Origin of the sequence: Martelella alba (assembly GCF_006516955.1) — a bacterium.
Classification (GTDB): Bacteria; Pseudomonadota; Alphaproteobacteria; order Rhizobiales; family Rhizobiaceae; genus Martelella; species Martelella alba.
Window position 1 is genome coordinate 133,096 of record NZ_VHLG01000004.1, and the last position, 23,823, is coordinate 156,918.

22 protein-coding genes are annotated in these 23,823 nt (G+C 59.9%); 6 read left to right on the forward strand and 16 right to left on the reverse strand.

The features are described from left to right. Nucleotides 1–9: 9 nt before the first annotated feature. The 4 genes from waaA to FJU08_RS09355 all read right to left on the reverse strand — a co-directional run bounded on the left by waaA (nucleotide 10) and on the right by FJU08_RS09355 (nucleotide 4,111). Nucleotides 10–1,401, reverse strand: a complete 1,392-nt coding sequence (gene waaA / locus FJU08_RS09340; RefSeq protein WP_141148738.1) for a lipid IV(A) 3-deoxy-D-manno-octulosonic acid transferase — start codon at nucleotides 1,399–1,401, stop codon at nucleotides 10–12. A 234-nt stretch (nucleotides 1,402–1,635) separates the two neighbouring features. Continuing rightward, on the reverse strand, nucleotides 1,636–1,869 hold the full coding sequence (locus FJU08_RS09345; RefSeq protein WP_141148739.1) for a DUF4170 domain-containing protein: 234 nt from the start codon (nucleotides 1,867–1,869) through the stop codon (nucleotides 1,636–1,638). A 66-nt stretch (nucleotides 1,870–1,935) separates the two neighbouring features. Then, nucleotides 1,936–2,745, reverse strand: coding sequence for a 3'(2'),5'-bisphosphate nucleotidase CysQ (locus FJU08_RS09350; protein ID WP_141149019.1), 810 nt, complete (start codon nucleotides 2,743–2,745; stop codon nucleotides 1,936–1,938). Nucleotides 2,746–2,764: 19 nt separating this feature from the next. Then, complete coding sequence (locus tag FJU08_RS09355) at nucleotides 2,765–4,111, reverse strand: TldD/PmbA family protein (RefSeq protein WP_141148740.1); 1,347 nt, start codon at nucleotides 4,109–4,111, stop codon at nucleotides 2,765–2,767. Nucleotides 4,112–4,217: 106 nt separating this feature from the next. Here FJU08_RS09355 and FJU08_RS09360 point away from each other — a divergent pair, with 106 nt between their 5' ends. Then, complete coding sequence (locus tag FJU08_RS09360; protein ID WP_141148741.1) at nucleotides 4,218–6,026, forward strand: monovalent cation:proton antiporter-2 (CPA2) family protein; 1,809 nt, start codon at nucleotides 4,218–4,220, stop codon at nucleotides 6,024–6,026. A gap of 18 nt (nucleotides 6,027–6,044) precedes the next feature. Here FJU08_RS09360 and FJU08_RS09365 read toward each other — a convergent pair whose 3' ends face one another. Together FJU08_RS09365 and FJU08_RS09370 are read right to left on the reverse strand one after the other, a co-directional pair. After that, on the reverse strand, nucleotides 6,045–7,319 hold the full coding sequence (locus FJU08_RS09365) for an APC family permease (RefSeq protein ID WP_141148742.1): 1,275 nt from the start codon (nucleotides 7,317–7,319) through the stop codon (nucleotides 6,045–6,047). Between the two features lie 91 nt (nucleotides 7,320–7,410). Next, entirely contained in the window at nucleotides 7,411–8,553 is a 1,143-nt protein-coding gene (locus FJU08_RS09370; protein WP_141148743.1) for a diguanylate cyclase, read from the reverse strand. Between the two features lie 231 nt (nucleotides 8,554–8,784). Here FJU08_RS09370 and FJU08_RS09375 point away from each other — a divergent pair, with 231 nt between their 5' ends. From FJU08_RS09375 to FJU08_RS09385, 3 genes are all read left to right on the forward strand, one after another. Further along, nucleotides 8,785–10,143, forward strand: coding sequence for an NAD(P)-dependent oxidoreductase (locus FJU08_RS09375; protein ID WP_141148744.1), 1,359 nt, complete (start codon nucleotides 8,785–8,787; stop codon nucleotides 10,141–10,143). 15 nt (nucleotides 10,144–10,158) lie between these two features. Then, nucleotides 10,159–11,472, forward strand: a complete 1,314-nt coding sequence (gene preA / locus FJU08_RS09380; protein ID WP_141148745.1) for an NAD-dependent dihydropyrimidine dehydrogenase subunit PreA — start codon at nucleotides 10,159–10,161, stop codon at nucleotides 11,470–11,472. A 186-nt stretch (nucleotides 11,473–11,658) separates the two neighbouring features. Then, a complete protein-coding gene (locus FJU08_RS09385; protein ID WP_181409793.1) occupies nucleotides 11,659–14,319 on the forward strand; it encodes a bifunctional diguanylate cyclase/phosphodiesterase in 2,661 nt (886 codons plus the stop codon). A 103-nt stretch (nucleotides 14,320–14,422) separates the two neighbouring features. On the opposite strand, the gene hutC is transcribed toward FJU08_RS09385, so the two are convergent. From hutC to FJU08_RS09405, 4 genes are all read right to left on the reverse strand, one after another. Further along, nucleotides 14,423–15,172 (reverse strand): histidine utilization repressor, encoded by a 750-nt coding sequence (gene hutC, locus FJU08_RS09390; protein ID WP_141148747.1) that lies wholly within the window; start codon nucleotides 15,170–15,172, stop codon nucleotides 14,423–14,425. 23 nt (nucleotides 15,173–15,195) lie between these two features. Beyond that, nucleotides 15,196–15,987, reverse strand: a complete 792-nt coding sequence (locus FJU08_RS09395) for an ABC transporter ATP-binding protein (protein ID WP_141148748.1) — start codon at nucleotides 15,985–15,987, stop codon at nucleotides 15,196–15,198. After that, complete coding sequence (locus FJU08_RS09400; protein ID WP_141148749.1) at nucleotides 15,984–16,757, reverse strand: ABC transporter permease; 774 nt, start codon at nucleotides 16,755–16,757, stop codon at nucleotides 15,984–15,986. Before FJU08_RS09400 ends, FJU08_RS09395 begins: the two co-directional genes overlap by 4 nt. A 69-nt stretch (nucleotides 16,758–16,826) precedes the next feature. Next, nucleotides 16,827–17,777 (reverse strand): ABC transporter substrate-binding protein, encoded by a 951-nt coding sequence (locus FJU08_RS09405; RefSeq protein ID WP_407943694.1) that lies wholly within the window; start codon nucleotides 17,775–17,777, stop codon nucleotides 16,827–16,829. 200 nt (nucleotides 17,778–17,977) lie between these two features. Between FJU08_RS09405 and FJU08_RS09410 the strand changes: the two genes are divergently transcribed. Both FJU08_RS09410 and FJU08_RS09415 read left to right on the forward strand, forming a co-directional pair. Next, nucleotides 17,978–19,324, forward strand: a complete 1,347-nt coding sequence (locus FJU08_RS09410) for a formimidoylglutamate deiminase (RefSeq protein WP_141148750.1) — start codon at nucleotides 17,978–17,980, stop codon at nucleotides 19,322–19,324. Nucleotides 19,325–19,430: 106 nt separating this feature from the next. Next, the gene (locus FJU08_RS09415; RefSeq protein ID WP_407943695.1) at nucleotides 19,431–19,955 is read left to right on the forward strand and encodes an RNA pyrophosphohydrolase; all 525 of its coding nucleotides are present in this window, start codon (nucleotides 19,431–19,433) and stop codon (nucleotides 19,953–19,955) included. Nucleotides 19,956–20,027: 72 nt separating this feature from the next. Here FJU08_RS09415 and bfr read toward each other — a convergent pair whose 3' ends face one another. From bfr to FJU08_RS09440, 6 genes are all read right to left on the reverse strand, one after another. Continuing rightward, nucleotides 20,028–20,516, reverse strand: a complete 489-nt coding sequence (gene bfr, locus FJU08_RS09420) for a bacterioferritin (RefSeq protein ID WP_141148751.1) — start codon at nucleotides 20,514–20,516, stop codon at nucleotides 20,028–20,030. Continuing rightward, nucleotides 20,464–20,793 (reverse strand): (2Fe-2S)-binding protein, encoded by a 330-nt coding sequence (locus FJU08_RS09425; RefSeq protein WP_141148752.1) that lies wholly within the window; start codon nucleotides 20,791–20,793, stop codon nucleotides 20,464–20,466. Before FJU08_RS09425 ends, bfr begins: the two co-directional genes overlap by 53 nt. A 300-nt stretch (nucleotides 20,794–21,093) precedes the next feature. Then, on the reverse strand, nucleotides 21,094–21,243 hold the full coding sequence (locus tag FJU08_RS22735) for a hypothetical protein (RefSeq protein WP_176082556.1): 150 nt from the start codon (nucleotides 21,241–21,243) through the stop codon (nucleotides 21,094–21,096). 160 nt (nucleotides 21,244–21,403) lie between these two features. After that, entirely contained in the window at nucleotides 21,404–22,375 is a 972-nt protein-coding gene (locus FJU08_RS09430; protein WP_141148753.1) for a complex I NDUFA9 subunit family protein, read from the reverse strand. Between the two features lie 152 nt (nucleotides 22,376–22,527). Next, the gene (gene pyrF / locus FJU08_RS09435) at nucleotides 22,528–23,235 is read right to left on the reverse strand and encodes an orotidine-5'-phosphate decarboxylase (protein ID WP_141148754.1); all 708 of its coding nucleotides are present in this window, start codon (nucleotides 23,233–23,235) and stop codon (nucleotides 22,528–22,530) included. Then, nucleotides 23,232–23,822, reverse strand: coding sequence for a histidine phosphatase family protein (locus FJU08_RS09440; protein ID WP_141149022.1), 591 nt, complete (start codon nucleotides 23,820–23,822; stop codon nucleotides 23,232–23,234). The genes pyrF and FJU08_RS09440 overlap by 4 nt, the downstream gene beginning before the upstream one ends. Between the last annotated feature and the right edge of the window lies 1 nt (nucleotide 23,823).

Consider the following 23,823-nt stretch of genomic DNA (forward strand, 5'->3'; position numbering starts at 1 on the left):
AGCCCCATGCTAGCGCGACGCGCGCATGCGGCCATGCATCGGCGTATCCAGATCGCTGCCAGCCTGCGGTGCATTGCCGCCCTGCGCGGAGAGCCGCGCACTCAGCCGCGCCTCCAGAACCAGCGGCGAAAGATGCCGGTCAAGATGCTTCATCGTTTCGGCAAGCGCACCGCGCATGGACTCTACCGTGCGATAACCGGCGACAACCATCTCATCCCGGGCTTTTTCCACACTGAGAAGCTGGTAGACATTGCGCGCCAGCTGTTCGACCGTATCAGCCGTGCGCGCCGCGCCGGCTGCCCGCAGTTTCTGGTAGGTATCCTGAAAATTCTGCACATGTGGGCCGCTGATAATGGCAGCGCCCAGCATGGCTGGCTCCAGCGGGTTCTGCCCGCCCGTCGCCGTCAGTGACCGACCAACAAAGGCAATTCTGGCGAGACGCAGGTAAAGCCCCATCTCACCCATCGTATCGCCGAGCAGGATATCGGTCTCAGCGGTGATGGCCGCCCCCTCTGATCGGCGAACGACATTCAGCCCCTTGGCCTGAAACAGCGCAGTCAGCTGATCACAGCGCTCGGGATGACGCGGAACGATCACCGTCAGCAGGCCCGGCACGCGGCTTTTGAGTACGCGGTGCACGTTGGAGACCGCCTTTTCCTCACCCTCAAAGGTCGAAATGCCGGCCCAGACCAGCCTGTCGCCAATTTCACGGCGCAATGTCGCCAGCACCACCTCATCGGCGGGCGGCGGGTCGCGATCAACCTTCAGATTGCCCGTGACCGAAACGCGCATGGCGCCCAGCTCACGAAACCGTTCACCGTCAAGATCGCTCTGCGCCAGAACGCTTGCAATCTGGGAAAACAGGCTGCGGGCGAAATCGCGCCGCTTCAACCAGCGATCATAGGACTTGTCGGAAATCCGTCCATTAACGAAAATCTGCGGAATGTTCCGCTTCGATAGCTGACCCATAATGGTTGGCCAGATCTCGCTTTCGACATTGATGGCGACGTCAGGCCGCCAGTGATCCAGAAAACGGCTCACCGCACGCGGCACATCGAAGGGAACATATTGGTGGATCACCTGATCGGGAAAACGCTCTGCGGCAAGCTTTGCCGAGGTGACCGTTCCCGTGGTCAGCAGCACGTTAATGCCAAGCGCCGCGATTTTCTCCATCATCGGCGCGACGGAAAGCGTCTCGCCAACACTTGCGGCATGAATCCAGACCAGTGGCCCATTCGGTCGCGCGACGCGCGTGCGACCGAAGCGTTCGGCCTTGCGGGCCCGTTCTTCCTTGCCCCGGCGCGCGCGTCGGCGATAGATGAACGGCAGCAGTGGATAGACCGCCACCCCGGCAAACCGGTAGCCTTGCGTCGCCAGCCATGTCGAAATACGCGCCGTCATCGTCAAAACCAGATGCACTCCAGAAATTCGTCCGTCCGAAACGAACCGCTTCGTCAGGTTACCACTTAATCAGCTGATTGCACACGCAATGATGGCACGGCTGACTGAAGGCCCGCACCACGAAAAGAAGAGGCGTAAAATCAACAATTTACGCCATCATATTGCGGGCAGAAGAACCTCTAGACTGCTCTTAGCCGTAAACAGCGGCCGAATTTGGACCTTTGATCGCACGAATCAGTCTTCGGGATCGAGCAGGCGATGCAGGTGGACGATGAAATAACGCATATGGGCATTGTCGACAGTCTGCTGAGCCTTGGACTTCCATGCCGTATGCGCCGCAGCGTAGTTGGGATAGATGCCGACAATGTCCAGCTGGTCAAGATCGGAGAACTTGACGCCGTCCAGCTGCTCCAGTTCGCCGCCGAATACCAGGTGCAGAAGCTGTTTGTTTTCAACCGTATCGATCATGAGAAACCTCGCTTGCAAAAATCGTTGCAGATGCGTCCACTCGTGTCGCGGTAATTGATGCGGATGTCAAGCAAAGGGTTTGCGATCAAAGTGCCGCAGCAGCATATCAACCAGATCCGATGATCCGGCAAACAGCGTTTCTTTGGAGACATCCGCCAGATTATAGCGCGGCGCGACGCCGTCTCCATCGACCAGCTTTGCCCCGGCACAGCGCAGGATCAAATCAGCAGCTGCGATATCCCAGTCATGGGAATCCGTCCTGACCAGCGTGCCGTCAAGCCGGCCCTCTGCCACCATGGCCAGCCGATAGGCCAGCGAAGGAACATGGCCGGCGCGGTGAATACGCTTTTGCATGGCAGGCGCAAGCCGTTCCACCAGATTGCCCGGCGCAGCAAAATCGAGCATATCCCCGGCGCCCGCGAGGCGGCAGGCAATATCAGCGCCGTTTTTGGCGGCGGGTCCGCCCTTGCAGGCAGTAAAGAGCTCGTCCAGCGCCGGAGCGAACAGAACGGCGGCAACGGGCTCCCCCCGGTTGACCACTGCAACCGACACGACCCAACGCTTGTCTCCGGCCAGGAAGCCACGGGTTCCATCGATCGGATCGACAACGAAAGCGCGTTCACAGGAAAGCCGGGCCGGGTCATCCTCGCTTTCTTCGGAAAGCCAGCCATAATCGGGCCGGGCATGGCGCAACAGTGCTTCAAGCCGGCGATTGGCGGCGAAATCCGCCTCGCTGACCGGAGAGGCGCCATTATTCTTCCACCAGGTCTGCGGCGCCTGACCGAAATAGCCAAGCGCGACGCCGCCAGCATCGCGGGCCGCCGCTTCAATCAGCGCCAGATCATCCAGCCAGCGGTCATGCTCCGTTGCGTTGATCATCGTGTCAGGCACCATTTCAGCGCCCTGCCAGCGTCAGTCCCTCGACCAGAAGGCTGGGCGCTGCAATCGAATAGCGACGATCAATATCGCTGGCCGGCGTCATGTTGAGATACATGTCCTTCAGATTTCCGGCGAGCGTCATCTGCGAGACGGGATAGGCAATCTCGCCATTTTCGAACCAGAAGCCGGACGCGCCGCGCGAATATTCACCAGTGACCATATTGACGCCATGACCGATCAGCTCGGTCACCAGGAAACCCGAACCGAGCGCCTTCATCATGGCTTCCGGCGTGTCCGCACCCGGCTCCAGAATGAGATTGGTACCCGTGGCCGAGAGCGAATTGCCGGATCGCACCCCGCGACCATTGGTCACAAGCCCCAGCTCCCGCCCGAGTGCTGTCGACAGGAACCATTGCTTGAGAACGCCATCACCGACCATGGTCAATTTCTGGCTTGCCACGCCTTCGCCGTCGAAAGGCTGGGAACCGGACCCGCGAAGGATGCTCGGATCATCGATCAGGCTGACCCCGGCCTTCAGCACCTGCTTGCCGAGACGGTCTTTCAGAAACGACGTTTTGCGCGCAATCGCACTGCCGGAAATGGCACCGGCAAGGTGACCGACAAGGCTGGTGGCAACACGCTGATCGAAGATGATGCCAATACCGTGCTGCGTCTCGAGCTGGCGCGGATTAAGGCGCGCGACGGCGCGTTCACCCGCATTGCGGCCGATCTCTTCGGGTGTCGTCAGATCGGCATCAAAGGCGCGGGCCTCGGAATCATGATCGCGCTGCATCGCCGTACCGTCCCCGGCAACCGCCGAGGCCGAAACGGAAAAATAGGATCGCCGGTAGCCACCGGCAAAACCGCCGCTGGTGACAAGCGCGAAGGCAATTTCGCCGCTGGAAGCACTCGCCCCGGAGCTTTTGCTGACACCGGGAACCGCAAGGGCTGCCGCTTCCGCTGCAAGCGCCCGCTCGGCCAGCCTTTCCGGTGAAACACCGGTCGGATCGTAAAGCTGCAGATCGGGCGTTTCATCGGCCAGCCGATCGGCATCCGCCAGACAGGCGTAAGGGTCTTCCGGCGATACCTTCGCCATGGCGATGGCACGTTCGACAAGAGCCGACACATCGTCAGCGGAATTGGTCGACACGCTGGCAATACGCTTGCCGATAAACACGCGCAGCGACAATCCCCGATTTTCGGAAGCCTGTGCATTCTCACGTTTGCCATCGCGAACAGAGATGGCGTTGGAGACACCTTCCGACACAACCACATCTGCGGCATCGGCACCCGCCGCCTTCGCGGCATCGACAATCCTGGAAGCGTTCCTGATCAATTCACTGCTTGCGTCATTCACAGACATGGCATGGCCTTTCCTTGCGCTTCCATTTATTGTTCGCTTTGTATTCCATCAAGTGCCGTTTTGATGACGCTCGATTTTTATTAACCTATAGGGGGCTATCCACATTATGGCGAGCGAGGCGAGCATGTTTTCCGAATTGCTGTGGATGCTGGGAGGCGCTGCCATCGCCGCCCCTGTTTTCAAGCGCCTCGGTCTCGGCACCGTTCTGGGTTATCTGGCCGCCGGCGTGATCATCGGGCCCGTGTTCAAGCGCATCACCAATGGCGAGGAAGTCCTCAGCGTCGCCGAACTCGGCGTCGTCTTTCTCCTGTTCATGATCGGACTGGAACTGAAGCCCGCCCGGCTATGGACCATGCGCAAGGATATTTTCGGCCTCGGCTTTGCCCAGGTGCTGCTGACGGGGGCGATCCTGACGCCACTGGTCATGCTGACCGGCAAGTTCGACTGGAGCGCCGCCATCATTGCCGGCTACGGCCTGGCGCTGTCTTCCACCGCCTTTGCCATGCAGATCCTCGACGATGCCGGTGACGTCAACACCCGTTACGGCCAGCGCGCCTTTTCCATGCTGCTGTTTCAGGATATCGCCATCGTGCCATTACTGGCGCTGCTGGCCATTCTGTCCGGCGGTGCGGAGGGAACGTCGGGAAGTGACATGCTGGCGAACGCTGCGCTTGCGCTGATGGTGATCGCGCTGATGATTGCCGCAGGCCGCTATGTGCTGACGCCGGTCTTCCAGATCATTGCCGCCACAGGCGCGCGCGAAGTGATGATCGTTGCCGCCCTGTTCATTGTCATCGGCGCGGCAACCGCCATGCATCTCGTCGGCCTTTCCATGGCCATGGGGGCATTTCTTGCTGGGGTGATGCTGGCCGAATCCTCCTATCGTCATGAGCTTGAGGCCGATATCGAGCCCTTTCGCGGGGTCATGCTCGCCATTTTCTTCATCGCCGTCGGCCTGTCACTGGAACTGGATGTGCTGTGGGAAAATATTCTCCTCATCATCCTGGCCGTACCGGTGCTGGTCGCGATCAAGGCAGCGGTGATCTATCTGCTCTGTCGCATCAGCGGCTCCTCGCATGCCGACGCAATCCGCATCGCCGCCCTTTTGCCGCAGGGCGGTGAATTCGGCTTTGTCATGTTCTCGACGGCGGCAGCCGGCGGCCTGTTTACCAATGCCACCGCCTCCCTGCTGATCACCATTGTCACGCTCTCCATGGTGGTCACGCCGCTTTGCGTACGGCTTGCCGCAAGACTTTACCGGACAGAGACCCATCACGAGGAGATGGAGGAGGATTTTGCCGGCGCCGGCGCCGATGTGCTGATGGTTGGTTTTTCCCGTTTTGGCCAGATCGCCGCGCAGATCCTTCTGGCAAGCGGCCGCGATGTCACCATCATCGACTATTCCGCCGAACGCATTCGCCAGGCATCGGCCTTTGGCTTTCACATCTATTTCGGCGACGGTACCCGCAAGGACGTGCTGATTTCAGCCGGTATTGAAAAGGCCAAGATCGTTGCGGTCTGCACCCAGAAGCGCGAAATCACCGATCAGGTGGTCGCCATGATCCAGGAGAACTTCCCCCGTGCTCACATCTATGCCCGTTCTTATGATCGCGGCCACACGCTGGCGCTCAGAGCCCGCGGCGTTGAATATGAGCTACGCGAAACACTGGAATCCGGCCTCACCTTCGGCCGCGAGACCCTGATTGCGCTCGGAACCAGCGAGGAGGACGCCCAGGCGATCACCGACGATATCCGCAAGCGGGACGCCAAGCGGCTGGAAATTCAGGCGGTCGAGGGCATTCTGGCCGGGGCGGACATGCTGCATACCGAACCTGTGCGCCCCGAACCGCTGATGCGCCCCAAGCGGCGTCTCGCCGCCAATGATATCGATGTAACCGGCCGCGACATGGCGTGAGGGGACAGTGCGGGCGGATCAGGCGGGCCGGCGGCCGTGACGCAGAACAAGAGCACATTCAAGCACCGCAGCAACGGCATAGGCACCAGCCAGGAACAGCAGGCCAACCGGGTCTGTCTGAAAGGTGTGCCAGACAAGGACGAGGAAACTCGCGAAACAGAGCAGGCAACCTGCCAGCGGTACAACCGGCTTGATGGCGATTCGCCGCGACAGCCTGAAGGCCGCCAGATTGACCGCAAAAAAGATCAATAGAAATGTGGCGCTGGCAAAGAGAGAAATCTCTTCAAGCGGCGCGAGAACCGCAAAGGCGAGAGATAGAACTGTCAGCACGATCAGTGCCACGTAAGGTATCGGCCGGTTGCGTTCGCGCATCGAGAAAATCGCCGGCAAGGCTCTTTCGCGCGCCATGACCATGGCGAGCCGCGCTGCGCCGAAAAGCGTTGCATTGATCGCCGACGCCGTTGACAGGAGCGCGGCGGCCGCGATCAGCGTGAAGCCGAACTGTCCGAGCATCGGCCGAGCGGCAACAGCGAGAACATATTCCTGATCCTTTGCGATTTCCGCCGGTGTCAGATTGCCCAGCGCCACGACCGCCACAGCCACATAAATCAGCGTGGTGAGGCAGATGGCAATCACGATCGCTCGTTTCAGGTTCCGCTCGGGCGACGCCATCTCGTCAATGGCGTTCGGGATAAGCTCAAATCCCTCATAGGCGACAAAGATGAGCGCCACGGCGGAAAGCGCCGCCGGAAAGCCGTGATCAAAAACCGGCGTGAAATGCGACGCCTTGATGCCCGTGGCGGCAATCACTGCAAAAAGCGCCAGAATGGCAAGCTTGATGGCAACCACCCCAAGCTCGACGCCGCCCGACAGCTTGGCGCCAACGAGGTTGATCACCAGAAAACCGGTGAGCACCACGGCCGCCAGCACACCAGCATTGACTGCACCTTCAGGCAGAAACGTCGCGCCATAGGCGCCGAAAGCCGATGCGTAAAGCGCCAGGGTGCCGACATAGCCTGCGACCAGCAGCCAGCCGGCGAAACCGGCAATGCCCGGTGCCGTAAAGGCTTTTTCGATATAGGTGAAACTGCCGCCGTCATTTCTGAATTCAAGCCCGAGATGGGCATAGGAAATACCGGTCAGAAGCGCGATCACGCCACCGGCAAGAAGGGCGAACGCCACAGCATGGCCAGCAACGGCTATGGCAAGACCGAGCACGGCGAAAATGCCGCCACCGATCATCCCGCCAATCCCGATTGCCGTTACCTCGGCCAGGCTGAGTTTTTTCTGCACGGTGTAAACCTCTCGCAATGAATGAAGGAGAGATACCGGTCAGCATGCAACCTTTTCAAGCCTCAAGTGGAAAGGAAGCGGCCGCAGACTGTCAATGTTCGGCGACCATGCGCCGTCTTTTCGCAAAAGCATGCGCTTCCGATGGCGTAGCGGCCGCATTGCGCTCCATAAGGACAATCTGGTCACGACCATGCATTTTGGCCTGGTAAAGGGCACGGTCGGAAAGCTCCAGCGCCGTCTCCATCGGCAGGCAGGCGTGGCTCCAGCACACCCCGATGCTCGTCGTGATGGCGAGCGCATCAGCATTGTCCGGGGCAGAAATTTCCGCCATGGCGCTGCGCGCCCGCTCGGCAATTTCACGCGCTTTCTCGCGCCCGGTATTGGGTAGAAAGACAGCGAATTCCTCGCCACCTAGCCGCGCTGCCAGGTCCGTGCCACGCAGGCTTTCGCGCAGCAGCTCGGCCACGGCGACGAGAACCCTGTCGCCGACGGCATGGCCATAGGTGTCGTTAACCTTCTTGAAATGATCAAGATCGATCAGCAGAAGCGCCGCTCCGCGCGGTGTCTGGCGCAAGGCGGCAACGCGATAGGCTTCCTCAAAGGCGCGGCGGTTGAAAAGCCCGGTCAACGGATCGACGGATGCCTGAACGCGCAGCGCCTTTTCCCGCAGGTCCCGCCGGCGTTCACGCTCCAGAAAGCCACCCAGGACAAAGGCGCCGATGATATTGGTGACGACGAGGAAGGGAATGGCATATGAAAAGACCGGCGCCCAGTCCGAACGCGGCAGCAAAAAAGTGCAGACAAAGGAAAGGCTGATCGCCGGACCGAGCAGCAAGAGATGGATCCTGGTCATCTGACCGGAACGGCTGACCATCAGGCGCCAGACGAGGCCAAGACAGGTGGCGAGGAACAGCGAAAGCACGCAGACATTGGCAGACGGCCCCTCTTCAAGATAGCGCGTCGCTGCCGCCATGGTGAAGCTGATCAGGCCACCAATCGGCCCGGCAAAGGCACCAGCACAGCCGACAAACAGGTTGCGCGGATCGATCTGCAGCCCGTTGATGTGCATGACCGGCTGAAAGGATACCAGCGTGGCCCCCAGCCCCAGAATGAAACCGAGGAGAACCTGTCTTGCGTAGGCGACCGTCACCGAACGCATAACAAATGCGAAGGCGATGGCTGTCAGCGCCATCATTCCCGCAAAATTAACGATCAGAATCAGGTATTGCGACATCGTCTGGTTTTCTTTTCTTCAAAACCGCCGACAACGGCATTTCCAGCGCAGGGTGCTTCGCTTTTACGTTTTGATCAAGCCTATTGGCGCGAACCGGCCGAAAACACAATCATCACAAGTGCAAAATCGCCCGGATTTGCGGTCATTTTCTGACCGAAAGCAAAATTTTACCGTTTGATAAAATTTTCAAACCGGGTTAGGCTTTTCCCAGAAACAAAAAAGGGGAACCCTATGCAAGACACCGAACCCGCCCGCGCGGGCGGGCGTCTGACGCCTGCCGATTACGAGCGCAACTTCTCTGACCTGCATCCGCCGTTGCAAAAGCATGAGGCAGCCGTTGAGGCTGACCGCTGCTACTTCTGCTATGATGCGCCGTGCATGACAGCCTGTCCGACGGCGATCGACATTCCGCTCTTCATCCGCCAGATATCCACCGGCAATGCCAGCGGCGCGGCGAAGACGATCCTTGACCAGAACATTCTCGGCGGCATGTGCGCCCGCGTCTGTCCCACCGAAACGCTGTGCCAGGAGGCCTGCGTGCGCAATACGGCGGAGGAAAAGCCGGTCGAGATCGGCCTGCTGCAGCGCTACGCGACCGACACCGTCATGGTCGAAGGCACGCAGTTTTATGGCCGCGCTGCCGCCACCGGCAAGACGGTCGCCGTGATCGGCGCTGGCCCGGCAGGCCTTGCCTGCGCCCACAGGCTTTCCATGGCCGGTCATGATGTCGTGATCTTCGAGGCCAGGGCCAAGGCCGGCGGCCTCAACGAATATGGCCTTGCGGCCTACAAGACCACCGGTGATTTCGCCCAGCGCGAGGTTGAATATCTGCTGGAGATCGGCGGTATCGAGATCCGCAACAATATGGCACTTGGCCGCGATTTTGCTCTTGGCGACCTTACCCGCGATTATGACGCTGTCTTCATCGGCATCGGTCTTGGCGGGGTCAACGCGCTCGGCATCCCCGGCGAGGATCTGGACGGCTGCGAAAACGCCGTCGACTTCATCGAGACGCTGCGCCAGGCCGAAGACAAGGCCTCCGTCAAGGTTGGCAGCCATGTGGTTGTCCTCGGCGGCGGCATGACCGCCATCGATGCTGCCGTGCAGGCAAAGCTTCTCGGCGCCGCCGAAGTGACGCTTTGCTATCGCCGCGGTGCAGAGGCCATGGGCGCATCCACCTTCGAGCAGGAGCTTGCCGCCTCGAAGGGCGTCTTCATCCGCCATTATCTGGCACCGAAGGAAATCCTCGGTGAGAACGGCGCCGTTTCCGGGGTGCTGTTCGACAACACCGCCAGCGAGAATGGCAAGCTAATCGTCACCGGTGAGACCGGCATTATCGCCGCAGACCATGTGCTGAAGGCCATCGGCCAGACCTTTGTCACCGACCATCTGGAAGGCCTGAAACTTGAAGGCGGCCGCATTGCCGTAGACGAGGACGGCCTAACATCGATTGCCGGCGTCTATGCCGGCGGTGACTGCATCAAGCGCGGTGAGGACCTGACTGTCACCTCCGTTGCCCAGGGCCGCGACGCGGCTATTGCCATCAACAGGATGCTTGCCGGCGAAACGCGCGCAAGCGCCGTCGCCTGAAGGGAGGGTTGAAACATGGCTGATCTTTCCAATAATTTCGTCGGTATCAAATCGCCCAACCCCTTCTGGCTCGCCTCCGCACCGCCAACCGACAAGGCCTATAATGTCGAGCGCGCCTTTCGCGCCGGCTGGGGCGGTGTCGTCTGGAAGACGCTCGGCGAGGAAGGCCCGCCGGTCGTCAATGTCAACGGTCCGCGCTATGGCGCCATCTGGGGCGCCGACCGCCGTCTTCTCGGTCTCAACAATATCGAGCTGATCACCGACCGCGATCTCTACACCAATCTGCGCGAGATCAAGGAAGTCAAGCAACGCTGGCCGGACCGGGCGATCGTCGTCTCGATCATGGTGCCCTGCGAGGAAGAGGCCTGGAAGGCGATCCTGCCGCTGGTGGAAGAAACCGGCGCCGACGGCATCGAGCTCAATTTCGGCTGTCCCCACGGCATGTCGGAACGCGGCATGGGCGCCGCCGTCGGCCAGGTGCCGGAATATGTCGAGATGGTGGTGCGCTGGTGCAAGCAATATACCCGCATGCCGGTGATCACCAAGCTGACGCCGAATATCACCGATATCCGCCATTCCGCCCGCGCCGCTTTCCGCGGCGGCACCGACGCTGTGTCGCTGATCAACACGATCAACTCGATCGTTTCCGTTGATCTCGATGCCATGGCCCCCGTTCCGACCGTTGGCGGCAAGGGCACGCATGGCGGCTATTGCGGCCCGGCCGTCAAGCCGATTGCGCTCAACATGGTTGCCGAAATCGCCCGCGATACGGAAACGCCGAACCTGCCGATCTCCGGTATCGGCGGCATCACCACCTGGCGTGACGCAGCGGAGTTTCTGGTTCTCGGCGCCGGTAATGTTCAGGTCTGCACCGCCGCCATGACCTATGGCTTCAAGATCGTCGAGGAGATGATCACCGGGCTTTCCAACTGGATGGACACCAAGGGCTACCGCACGCTGGACGATATTTCCGGCCGCGCGGTGAAGAATGTCACCGACTGGCAATATCTCAACCTCAACGCCATCGCCAAGGCCAATATCGATCAGGACGCCTGCATCAAATGCGGCCGATGCCACATTGCCTGCGAGGACACCTCGCATCAGGCAATCACGGCGATCGTCGATGGCGAACGGCGCTTCGAGGTGAAGGAAGAGGACTGCGTCGGCTGCAATCTCTGCGTCAATGTCTGCCCCGTCGCCGACTGCATCACCATGGTGCCGCTCGAACCCGGCGCCATCGACAAGCGCACCGGCAAGGTCGTCTCTGCCGACTATGCCAACTGGACCACCCATCCGAACAACCCGATGGCCCCGAAGGCCGCCGAGTAATACCCGCCTTTGTTCCTTTTCTCTGGTAACTCGCCCCGGCTTCGTCCGGGGCTTTTTTTGCGCGATCACGCCCGCAGCCATGACGTCGCTTGCCTAAGGGTTGCAACAAATAGGCTTATCACCCTATTGATTGAAAAAACATCCTCTTTGTGAATACTACAGCAGCAGATGAATGGAGACGTGCACATGGAGCCCGCCATCGATGATGAGCCTCAGAAGCACAAATGGTGGCAGCCGACATCCGGTGACCTGCTGGCGCTTGCTGTTGTCATCCTCGTCGCCATTGCAGTCATCTATTTCGACCGCATATCATCGCGCGACTATCGCAACAATCTCCGGCTCGAGGTCGCAGAAACCTCCGCGCTCGTCAGCACCCGGCTTGCCGGGCAGATTACGGCCAATGTTGCACTCGGCCAGGGACTGGCATCGGCAATTTCGACCAACCCGGCGATTGACGAAGCCGCATTTTCCCGCCTCGCCAAAAGCATGCTCGCCACGCCATCAGCCATTCTGTCCGTGGCCATTGCCCGCAACAACAGGATCGAGATGGTCTATCCGCGGGCTGGCAATGAAGCAGCTATCGGCCTGAACTACAACGACCACCCAGAACAGGCAGCGGCCGTGGCGCATGCCATCGCGACCGGCGCACCCGTCGTCGAAGGGCCGATTGCCATCGTTCAGGGCGGTTCGCAGCTGATCGCCTATTATCCCCTCATCGACGGCACAGACCACACGGTCTGGGGCGTGATGTCGACGATCATCGACTTTGAACGCATCCGCAATGACAACCTCGCCCACCAGCTCAAGACCCCGCTGCGTGTCAGCATTATCAGGATGAACCCGGTCACGCAGGAGGCAGAGCCTATCTTCGGCAGGCCGGAGGTCGTGGCAGAAAACCCGGTGACGCAATCCATCGACTTCACACAGCGAAAATGGATCATGGCAGCAGTTCCGGCCCTTGGCTGGGAAGAACCCGTGACCCATTCGCTCGCGCGCCGCATCCTTGTCGGCTCGATCGGCGCCATTCTTGTTATCAGCGTGATTGGTATTGCCATGCTGATGCGCGAACGGCTGGTCCATTTCAGAACCTTATGGCACCGCGAACGGCAGCTTGAGCGCCTGTCGACCCGGATGCAGCTCGCCCTCGATGCCTCGAGCATCGGCGTGTGGGAATATGACCTCGACAGCGGTGTAGTCGTCTGGGACCAGCGCATGTATGCGCTTTACGGTATCAGCCCTCAGGAAAGACCAAAGGACATCTCGCTGTGGCGCGACAGTGTCTACCCTGATGATATCGACCGGGAGCGGCGGGCATTCGCCCGCATCCTTCAGGGCGAAAGCAATGAATATCACTCAACCTTCCGGGTCACAGGTCGCGATGGCACGCTGCGCCACATCCGCGCTTTCGGCATGCTGAGCACGCTCAAGGATGGCACACGCAGGGTAATCGGCGCCAACTGGGATGTTACCGAAGACATCCGCCTTCAACAGGCGCTGCGCGACGCCAATCGCGAGACGAAGGAACAGAATGCGGCCCTGGAACGTGCCCGTCGCGGGCTGGAATACCGCGCCCTTCATGACGGGCTGACCGACCTGCCCAACCGCCGTTATCTCGAAGATCTCCTGTCAGGCGCGCGGCGCGAGGCTTCGTTGACCGCGCCCTTTTTGTTGCTGCATATCGATCTCGACAGGTTCAAGGAAATCAACGACACGCTCGGCCATGAAGCAGGAGACAGCATCCTCCGGCATACGGCGCGCACCCTGAAATCCCTGGCACGCGCTGGAGAGTTTGTCGCGAGAATCGGCGGCGACGAATTCGCGATCCTGTCGCATTGGGACGGCAATGCCGAGGGCGCGGCAAGGCGGGCCCGCTCCATCATTGCAGCGCTGAGCCGCCCCGTCCGCCTCGGGCTCCATAACTGCCGCACCGGCGCCAGCATTGGCATTGCCTGGGCCGATCAGGAAAGCAGCGATGTCCTGGCCAATGCCGATATCGCCCTCGACGGCGCGAAGAAGGCCGGCCGCGACCGCTTCACGGTTTTCAACGCCTCGCTTCGCAGCGCCGCCGTTGAAAGCCGCCGCATCGCCGATGAGATCCTGGCCGGTCTCGATCGCAATGAATTCGTGGTATATTATCAGCCGCAGCTCAATGCCAAAAGCCTCGCCCTTGAAGGCGTCGAGGCGCTGGTGCGCTGGCACCACCCGACCCGGGGCCTGCTGGCGCCGCAACATTTCCTCACTGCCGCTGAAACCGTCGGCGCCATATCCCGGATCGACAGAGCCGTCATGGTAGAAGCTGCCAGACAGTACCACCGCTGGAACAATAGTGGCATCATTGTGCCTCATATCGCCGTCAATATCTCCGCTCAGAGACTGAGCGACGGCAGTATTTTCGAAGGCCTCGACGCGCTCGACATTCCGCCGGGCGCACTGTCCTTCGAACTGGTCGAATCGATCTCCTTCGATACATCGGACGGTGTGTTTGAGAAGATCGTCCGGCAGCTCAAACGCTATGGTATCGACATCGAAATCGACGATTTCGGCACCGGCTATGCGTCAATCATTTCGCTGCTGGCCCTGTCACCGAAACGTCTGAAAATCGACCGGCAGCTCGTAACCCCCATTGTCCATTCACAAAGCCAGCGCCGGCTGGTCAGTTCGATTGTCGAGATCGGCCGGGCGCTGGGAATCGAGATCATTGCCGAAGGCGTGGAAACCTCCGAGCATGCGCGCATTCTCGCTGAACTCGGTTGCGACGCGTTGCAGGGCTACCTCTTCTCCGAGCCGCTTCCTCCGGCGGATTTCGAACGCTGGGTGAGGCAGCGTAACATGCCTGTGCGAGACTAGACCTGCCCGGGCGGAATGGAGCAAGGATCGACAGGATCATGCGGCGGCAAAACGGCAAATCAGAGCAGGATTGCGCGAAACCGGGGCGCTGCCGCGCCACTGTTCAGCGGGCGCGCTGCGAGGGGGAAAACTCGGCAACCAGCGTGTGCATGTCACCGGGATAGGTCAGCCGGACATGGGTGATGGCGCCGGCGGCGTTCCAGGTGCGGCGGCTGATGATGAGACAGGGCGTGCCAGGCGCAAGTTCAAGTGCTGAAGCCGCCCTGCCCTGCGCACCGATCGCGCGGATGCGATGTTCGGCAGCACTCCATGGCACCTGTTCCAGAAGCCATGTACCGGGCGGCGTCAGGTCAAAATCAGCCTCCCGCGCGGCCGGCACAACATCGAGATTGATCAGCCGCTCTTCGTAACAGAAAAGTCGCTCACCGGCCTTGTGCAGGCTGGTGACGCAAAGAACCGGAACCGGCCTGTCGATAGACAGACGTGTCACATCCTCAACACTGGCAAGACGTTCCAGCTGCGCAAGCCGCCGGAAGGAATAATGCAATCCGAGAGCGGTCACCTCCCGGTCAAGCTGATGGATCTCCATCACTGCTGACAGCACTTCCGGCTGACAGACGAAGGAACCGGATTTGCGGCGACGCTCAATCAATCCCTTTTTTGACAATTCGCTGAGCGCCTTGTTCACGGTCATGCGCGAACAGCCATAGGTATCTGTCAGCTCATGTTCGAAGGGAATCCGAAAGCCAGGCGGCCATTCGCCCGACATGATCTTGCTTTCGACATCATGCTGGATCCGCGCATGCAGCGGCAGTTTCTCGCCCTTTTTGCCGTTCTGCCCCCCAGCAACCATGTCCTGCCCCTTTCAGCCCATGATCAGCCGCGCGCAACGGCAGCGATAACCTCGGCACGGATCTCTTCCGTGAGCTTCAATCTGAGCCGCGCAAATTCCGGATCCGCCTTCAGCGTATAGTCACGCGGATGGCCGAAATTGACCGGTGTAATCGAAGATATACGCCCCGGCCGGGCCGACATTGTGACAACCCGCGAGGCCATGAAGACCGCTTCCTCGATGTCGTGGGTCACGAAGATGACCGTCTTCTTTTCCCGCTCCCAGATGCCGAGCAGAAGCTCCTGCATCAGGCCGCGGGTCTGGTTGTCAAGCGCGCCGAAAGGTTCATCAAGCAGCAGGATCTTGGGATCATTGGCAAGTGCGCGGGCAATCGCCGTGCGCTGCTGCATGCCGCCGGAAAGCTGCTTCGGCCAGTGATCGGCAAAAGCGGAAAGCCCGACACGATCGAGATAGTGATCGACGATCGTCCGGATCTCCTTGTCCTTCATGCCCTTTTCGCGCAGGCCGAAACCGACATTCTGGCGGATCGTCAGCCAGGGAAACAGCGTGTAGGACTGAAACACCATGCCGCGATCGGCGCCAGGCCCGGTGACGACATTGCCATCCAGCAAGACGCGCCCGGTGGTGGGCTTGTCAAGGCCGGCAACAATGCGCAAAAGCGTGGACTTGCCGCAGCCTGACGGACCAAGAATGGTGACGAAATCATTCTTTTCCAGCGTCAGATCGGTCGGCGCCAGCGCCTGAACCGGCTCACCGCCGCGATTGCCGGCAAAGACGCGCGACACGCCTTCGATGACGAGCTCAGACGCGCTCATGCGAACCTCCATGCAAAAAGCCTGCGATTGATCATCTTGAAGGCAACATCGGAGATGAGGCCAATCACGCCGATGACGATGATGCCGAAAATGATCTGGCCGGTTGCCATCAGCGACTGGGAATTGATGATCATATAGCCGATGCCGGAGGAGGCACCAATCAACTCGGCGACGATGACATAGGTCCAGGCCCAGCCGAGCACGAGACGCAGCGTTTCGGCGATATCAGGCGCACTTGCCGGCAACAGAACCCGCCGCACGACGCTGGAATTGGATGAGCCGAGCGTATAGGCAGCCTCCACCAGATCACGCCTGGTATTGGCGACATAAACAGCGATCATCAAGATGATCTGAAACACCGACCCGATGAAGATGACGAGCAGCTTCTGCATTTCGCCGATACCGGCCCACAGGATGAGCAGCGGCACGAAGGCAGAGGCCGGGAGGTAGCGCGCGAAGGATACGAAAGGCTCGAGAAAGGCCTCGATCGGCTTGTAGGCGCCCATGGCAATGCCCACCGGAACAGCGACAATGGTGGCCAGCACGAAGCCGCCGACAACACGCCAGACAGTCATGCCGATATCGCCAAGGAAATGCCGCTTGGTCAAAAGCCACCAGCCATCGCTGAGCATGGTCAGCGGATCGGCCAGGAAGGTCTTCGAAACAAAACCGCCGAATGTGGCAACGCCCCAACCGGCAAAAAAGATGACGAAGAACAGTATGCCGAGGGAAATCCTCAGCTTCGGATCGATAGGTTCGAGGGGTTTCATCGCACTTCCGTTTCAAACGGCAACGGACGGGGGCTGACCGCAATCAGCCCCCGCCGGTAGGATCTTGAATTACTGCTGGATATAGCTCGGATCGGCCAGAACCGTCAGATCCGGAATTTCCTTGATGACACCGGCGTCGAGCAGAAGCTGGGCGGCATCTTCAGAAAACTGCTTGTAGGGACCATCGAAGAAGGCAATCGCAGCATCACGGTCCTGCCATTCCAGATATTCTGCCGAAGCCTTGAACTCGTCGGCCGTCTGGTTCACATCGGCGCCCATGATTTCATAGGATTTTTCCGGTTCTGCAGCGATCATGTCCAGCGCCTGATAATAGGACGTGGCCAGCGCCTTGGCAGCATCCGGATTGTCGGCGAGGAAAGACGGCGTGCAGCCGAATGTGTCAATCACGGCCGGGTAATCAACGGTTGTCGCCATGATCTTGCCGGCGTCGCCCGCATCACGAACCGAAGAGAGATAGGGCTCATAGGTCATGGCCGCATCATTCTGGCCGGCAAGGAAGGCCTGGGCTGCCGGGCCCGGCTCAAGGTTGACGACCTTGACGTCATCCATGGTCATGCCGTTCTGCTTCAGCATGTAAGCGAGCAGGAAGTAAGGCGAGGTGCCAGGGGCGGAGGCCGCGATGGTCTTGCCCTTCAGATCAGCAAAGGAGGAAATGTCGTTGCGCACGACAATGCCGTCAGCACCGTGGGACTGATCAAGCTGGAAGATCTGCGTGGTGGGAACACCGGCTGCAGCCCAGACGATAAAGGTCTCGGTGGTGGTGGCCGCGCACTGGATATCGCCGGAGGCCAACGCCAGATGGCGGCTTGCCTGCGGGATCTTGACCAGCGTGACATCAAGACCGTTCTTCTCGAAAATGCCGGCTTCCTTGGCCAGTGTCAGCGGTGCAAAACCGGTCCAGCCGGAAAAGCCAATCTCAACCTTGGTATCGGCGGCATGGGCGGCGGTGGCCGCCATGAAACCGCAAAGCGAGGCTGCGGCAATCCACTTCATGTTCATATTCGAACCCCTCATTCTGTGAAATTTTATGCAGGCGGGCATTCTGCCCCTTCCATGGGCATACTAGCCATGGCCTATATATTTTGTCTAGACAAATTACAGGAAGTTTGTGCGCTGCGATGCCATCACATCATGTGTTGTCATTTGCGGTACAAAGTCATTTTATGTATATACAAAATAAGACAATGGGGATGAGGCCGATGACACGGATCTTTGCCGAGACGATATTGACGCGAAACGGCCTGGTGAGCAATGCCCGGCTGACGGTTCGCGATGGGCAGATCGACACGATCGCAACAGGCGTTGCGGCCGAGCCGGTCGACGAGCGGCACAGCCTGATCATTCCCGCCATTCCCAACCTTCACAGCCACGCCTTCCAGCGCGCCATGGCCGGGATGACCGAGCGGCGCGGCATGACGGCTGACAGCTTCTGGAGCTGGCGCGAGCTGATGTATCGCTTCGCGTGGAAAATCCGGCCGGACGAGGTCGAAGCCATCGCGGCACAGCTTTACATGGAAATGCTGGAAGCCGGATTCGGCCGGGTCGGAGAGTTCCATTATCTCCACAACGACGAGGATGGCACCCATTACGACAACATTGCCGAGATGGCCGAGCGCATCGCAGCGGCAGCCAGCACGACCGGCATCGGATTGACACTTCTGCCGGTCTTCTACGCCCAATCCGGCTTTGGCGGCCTCGCCCCGCATGAGGGGCAGCGCCGTTTCATTCATGACACGGAAAGTTTTGCGCGGCTGATGGCGGCGGCCCGGCAGGCGCTTTCCCCGCTTCCCACATCACGACTGGGTGTCGCACCGCACTCTCTGCGCGCCGTCACGCTTGAGGATCTGGGCAGGGTCGCCGCGCTTGCCGGCGATGGACCGATCCACATCCATATCGCCGAACAGCTGAAGGAGGTCGAAGACTGTATCGCCTGGAGCGGTACGCGCCCGGTCTCGCTGCTGTTTGACCATGCCGACGTCGACGCGCGCTGGTGCCTGATCCACGCCACCCATATGAGCGCGGAAGAAACCGCCCGCTTTGCCCGCTCGGGCGCGGTTGCCGGTCTCTGCCCGGTCACAGAGGCCAATCTGGGCGACGGCACCTTCCCGGCCGCCGCCTTTCTGGCGCAAGGCGGGCGGCTTGGCGTCGGCTCTGATTCCAATGTGCTGATCGGCCTTGCCGATGAATTGCGCCAGCTTGAATATTCAGCACGCCTTGCCGAACATGCCCGCAATGTGATCGCCCCGGCGGGTGGCTCCACCGGGCGCCACCTCATCGATCTCGCTGTCGATGGTGGCGCGCGCGCCCTTGGTGCTGCGGCGGCTATCACCGAAGGCAGCGCTGCCGATTTCGTTTCCCTCGATACTTCTGAAGCCCCGTGGCTTGCGGGTGACGCAGCCCTTGACGGCTTCATCTTTGCCAATGCGGTGAAGGTTGACGGCGTCTGGATCGCAGGCGAGAAACTGGTGGAAAATGGCCGCCATCGCGACAGGGGTGCCATCACCGCACGCTTCCGCCGGGCCATGACGGCACTGACGGCCGATTAGGGACATCAGGCACTTCCAGCCTGCCAGCCCGGCGTGATAACAAGACGGCAATTCCAGCCCTGCCGCCGGGAGCTCCTGTCCGGACGGCTTTTTCAGGAGGTCTGCCTTGTCCGAGGAAATCCGCCGGCCGCGTGCCGATGAACTGCCCTATCGTCCCAATGTCGGCGTCATGGTGCTCAATCGCGATGGCAAGGTCTGGGTTGGCCGCCGCCTTTCGGAAAACAATAGCGAAAGCGATGGCAGCCCGCAGCTCTGGCAAATGCCGCAGGGCGGCATTGATGCCGGCGAGGCGCCATTGCCTGCCGCCATGCGCGAGCTTTACGAAGAGACGGGCATGAAGACCGTAACGCTTCTGGCCGAGGCCTCGCGCTGGATCAATTACGACCTGCCGGAAGCGCTGATCGGTATCGGCCTGCGCGGCAAATATCGCGGCCAGACCCAGCGCTGGTTCGCCTTCCGCTTTGAGGGTGATGAGAGCGAGATCGCGATCGATCCGCCACCTCAGGGCCACATGCGCGAATTTGATGCCTGGCAATGGGTTGATATGGAGACACTTCCCGCGCTGATCGTCGAATTCAAACGCGCCGTTTATGAAGACGTTGTCTCCGAATTCCGCCACCTGGTGGCCTGACGAAAAACCCCGGCCTCATGCGGGCCGGGGCTCTCTTCTATCAATGATCCGGCTGCACTGCAGCATAGATGATCAGTCTTCCGCCTCATTGGTCGCGGCAGCATTGAGCATGGCGTATTTCTTGTCGCCAAGCGTGTCCAGAAGCTCAAGCTGGGTTTCGAGGAAGTCGATATGTCCTTCCTCGTCGATCATCAGCTCTTCAAAGAGCTTCATGCTCACATAGTCGCCAGCTTCGTGACAGACATCGCGGGAAGCCTTGTAGGAATTGCGGGCTTCGTATTCACCGGCAAGGTCGGCTTCCAGCACTTCCTTGACATTCTGACCGATGCGCAGCGGCGCAAGCGTCTGCAGATTGGGATGACCTTCGAGGAAGATGATGCGGTCTACCAGCTTGTCGGCGTGTTGCATTTCCTCGATCGATTCGGCGCGCTCCTTGGCGGCGAGCTTGGTTAAGCCCCAGTCCTCCAGAAGACGGTAATGCAGCCAATACTGATTGACCGCACCAAGCTCAAGAAACAGTGCTTCGTTCAGCCGCTCGATGACTTTTTTGTCGCCTTTCAATGTCCGCTCTCCTGTTTTGTTCATGGAACTGTTTGAGGCGGCTCATAAAATCAAAAATCTCCGCCTCGGTCGAGTCACGTTTCAGATGATACGCCTCTGTCGTGCGGATGATAATGTCGACGACATTCGGAAAGCAACCGCAGCAGCGACCGCGTTTCGCCATACGATGATAGACTTTCGCCGGTACGATCAGCTGCCAGCAGTCTTCTGCGAGGAGCTCGTTAACCGTGTCCTCGATTTCCTTTTCAGTGATGAAATTGCAGCTGCAGACAAGCATGACCTTAACCGACGACAGTTAAACCTTCCTTTTCCAGGTGACTTTGCAGAAAGAAGGTGATCGTTGTCAAGATTTTTCTGGAGTATGAAAGTTCACATTTAGGCGACGCAGTGTTCATGTGGACGCGGCCGATGACGCTTAAGCGGCTTTTCAGCGACCGGGCGACATGCTGCCCGCCAGGCCTCCCTCCTCTCAGACGCGCGACAAAATACCGCATGCCCCATGGCAGCGGATTTTACATGCAGAGCAGGAAGAAGGGAGGAAATGTTCTGTTCCGATCCGCCCCCAGATCAGAATTGATCAGTGAATTGCTGCAGTCGCACAAGGATCGATGCCATAGGCCGGTGCACAGCCATCCTTGCCGGCAGCGACCGTACCTGGCGCAGCTAGCGAGGCGGCGATGATAACCAGCGCAGCACCAACAAAGAGGAAGGCAATCGATTTACCCATCGCGAAAGACCTTTCAGTATCTGATCGCTCAATCATGATCACGCCCAACATGTCAACAAAGCGTAAACGACGTTACCTTTGTGACAGCAGTATCACTACGTCTATGACGCAGAGGTGAAAATTTTGTTCCAATTATGATGCCACGAAGCGCATTTTGCCCTCAGGCGACGCGCCCGAACTGACCGTGCTCGCGGTACTGCACCAGATAGCCCGGCAGGACCGAGCCAAGCACAACCGGGGTAATGCCCGCCGCCTCAAGTGTGCGTCCTTCCGCAATCGCCTCGGCAGATACGACACTGTCTTGCTTCAAAAGCCGAACCTGATCCGGCGTCACCGGCGGTTTGATCAGCGGGATCGCCGAAGCAATACCGGCAAACAGCGAGGCCAGCCCGAAAGGTATCGACACAAGCCGCCGCTTGCGGCCGGTGATCTTGAGGATCATTTCAAGACACTGGCGGAAATCGACAACATCGCGACCGCCAAGCTCATAGATCGCGCCCTTGACGAGCTTGCCCTCGACAGACAGCGCAACAGTCTCGGCCACATCGCCGACATAGACCGGCTGAAACTTCGTCCGGCCGCCGCCAATCAGCGGCAGGAAAAGCGAGGAAAGGGTCATGGCCGCAAATTTGTTGAAGAACTGGTCTTCCGTGCCAAAGACAAGCGACGGCCGCAGGATAACGGTATCGCTGAGCGCATCCTGCACCGCCTTTTCGCCTGCAGCCTTGCTGCGCGCATAGGAAGACGGTGATCCGGCGCTGGCGCCGATGGCGGAAATATGGGTGAGCCCAGCACCTTCATCCCGCGCAGCCTCAGCGACAAGTGCCGCGCCTCTGGCCTGAACGGGATCGAACTTGTTCTTGCCGCTCTCAAACATGAGGCCGACACAATTGACGACATGCGAAGCACCGGAAACGGCATTTTTGACCGAATCGGGATAACGCAGATTGGCCTGAACAAACGTGATCTGTCCGACATTGCCGAGCGGCTGCAGGAAACCGGCCAGATCCGGCCGGCGCACGGCAACACGAATGCGATAGCCACGCTTGGCAAGCGCACGCACGACATAGCGCCCGAGAAAACCCGACCCACCGAATACCGTCACCAACGGGGGAATATTCGAAAGCGTCATGGCTCGCTCCTGACTGCACACATGTTCATGATAGATTGCAATTCCCTTAGCCCAATCCGGCAGCAAGGTGAAGTGCCTAACGCCGCTGCGGCCCAAAAGGCAGTGTTTTTTCCGCCTCGTGGCTTTGCCGTCACAGATAGTTAATGGCTGACTTACCGGTTGGCCGGCCAGATCGCCGTTTCAACTTCTCCGAGAATGGCGCGGGCTGCAGCCTTCGGGTCTTCTGCCCGGACCACAGGACGGGCGACGACCAGATGGGAGGCACCGGCCTTGACGGCGTCATACGGGGTGACAACCCGCTTCTGATCCCCCTGATCCACGCCGAGCGGACGGATGCCAGGCGTCACGACCGCCATGTCCGGCCCGACGATCTGGCGCACAATGTCAGCCTCCGCTGCCGAACAAACGATCCCGCCCATCCCCGCTTCAGCCGCCTGGGCCGCGCGCTTTTCCACGAGGCTTTTCGCATCGACCGCATAGCCGGCCTCGACCAGATCCTCGTCATCCATGGAGGTGAGGACGGTAACGCCGAGCAGGCAGAGCCCGGAGCCCTCGGCGGCGGCAACGGCGGCGCGCATCGCCTTGGGATAGGCGTGCAGCGTCAGCATCGTCATGCCCATCTTGGCAATATTCTCGACACCCTTGGCAACCGTGTTGTCGATATCGAGAAGCTTCATATCAAGGAAGATCTTCTTGCCATCGGCGGCGAGCTCGCGGGCGAAATCCAGCCCGCCTGCGAAAACCAGCTGATAGCCGATCTTGTAAAAATCCACCGCATCGCCCAGCAATGTGACCATGGCTTCCGCCTCGGCCACCGTCGGAACATCAAGCCCGACAATCAATCGATCCTTCGCACTCATTTCGGCCATCCTTCCCACAATTCCATCGGCGTCCAGTCGCATAAAAGCGCGCAATCGGAAAGGCTGAAGCAGAAAATATTACCGCCACCACCCGGCTGATCCTCATCAGCACTGATCGCGCCCCCTTTCAGATGGCATTTCAGCAGTGTTCCAACCGCTCCATGGCCGACAAAGGCAATGGGACGCTCCCACTGCCGAAGCGCAAGCACGGACTGAACGGCCTTGACGATGCGCGCTTGCGCATCCTCAGCCCGCTCCCAGCCGCGATAGGAGACATCCGGCTGGCCGAGAAAGGCGAGCCGTGCAGCCTCGAACTCACCACCAGCCAGATAGCCGGTGGCCGAGCGGTCATTTTCATGGGTTTCTGCAACAATCTCGACACCAAGCCCCGTCGCAGCCGCCAGAATGCCTGCGGCCTCAACCGCCTTGGTTTCAGCACTCGAGACGATATGGCCGAGGTCCTGCACGACTGAGCGCGCGGCAAAGGCCGCCATGCGCTGGCGCCCGAGAGCCGAAAGCGGCCATTCAGGCACCGGCACGGCCGGATCCTGCGCCACCTGGGGATGGGTGATGTAGAGTGCGTAAATC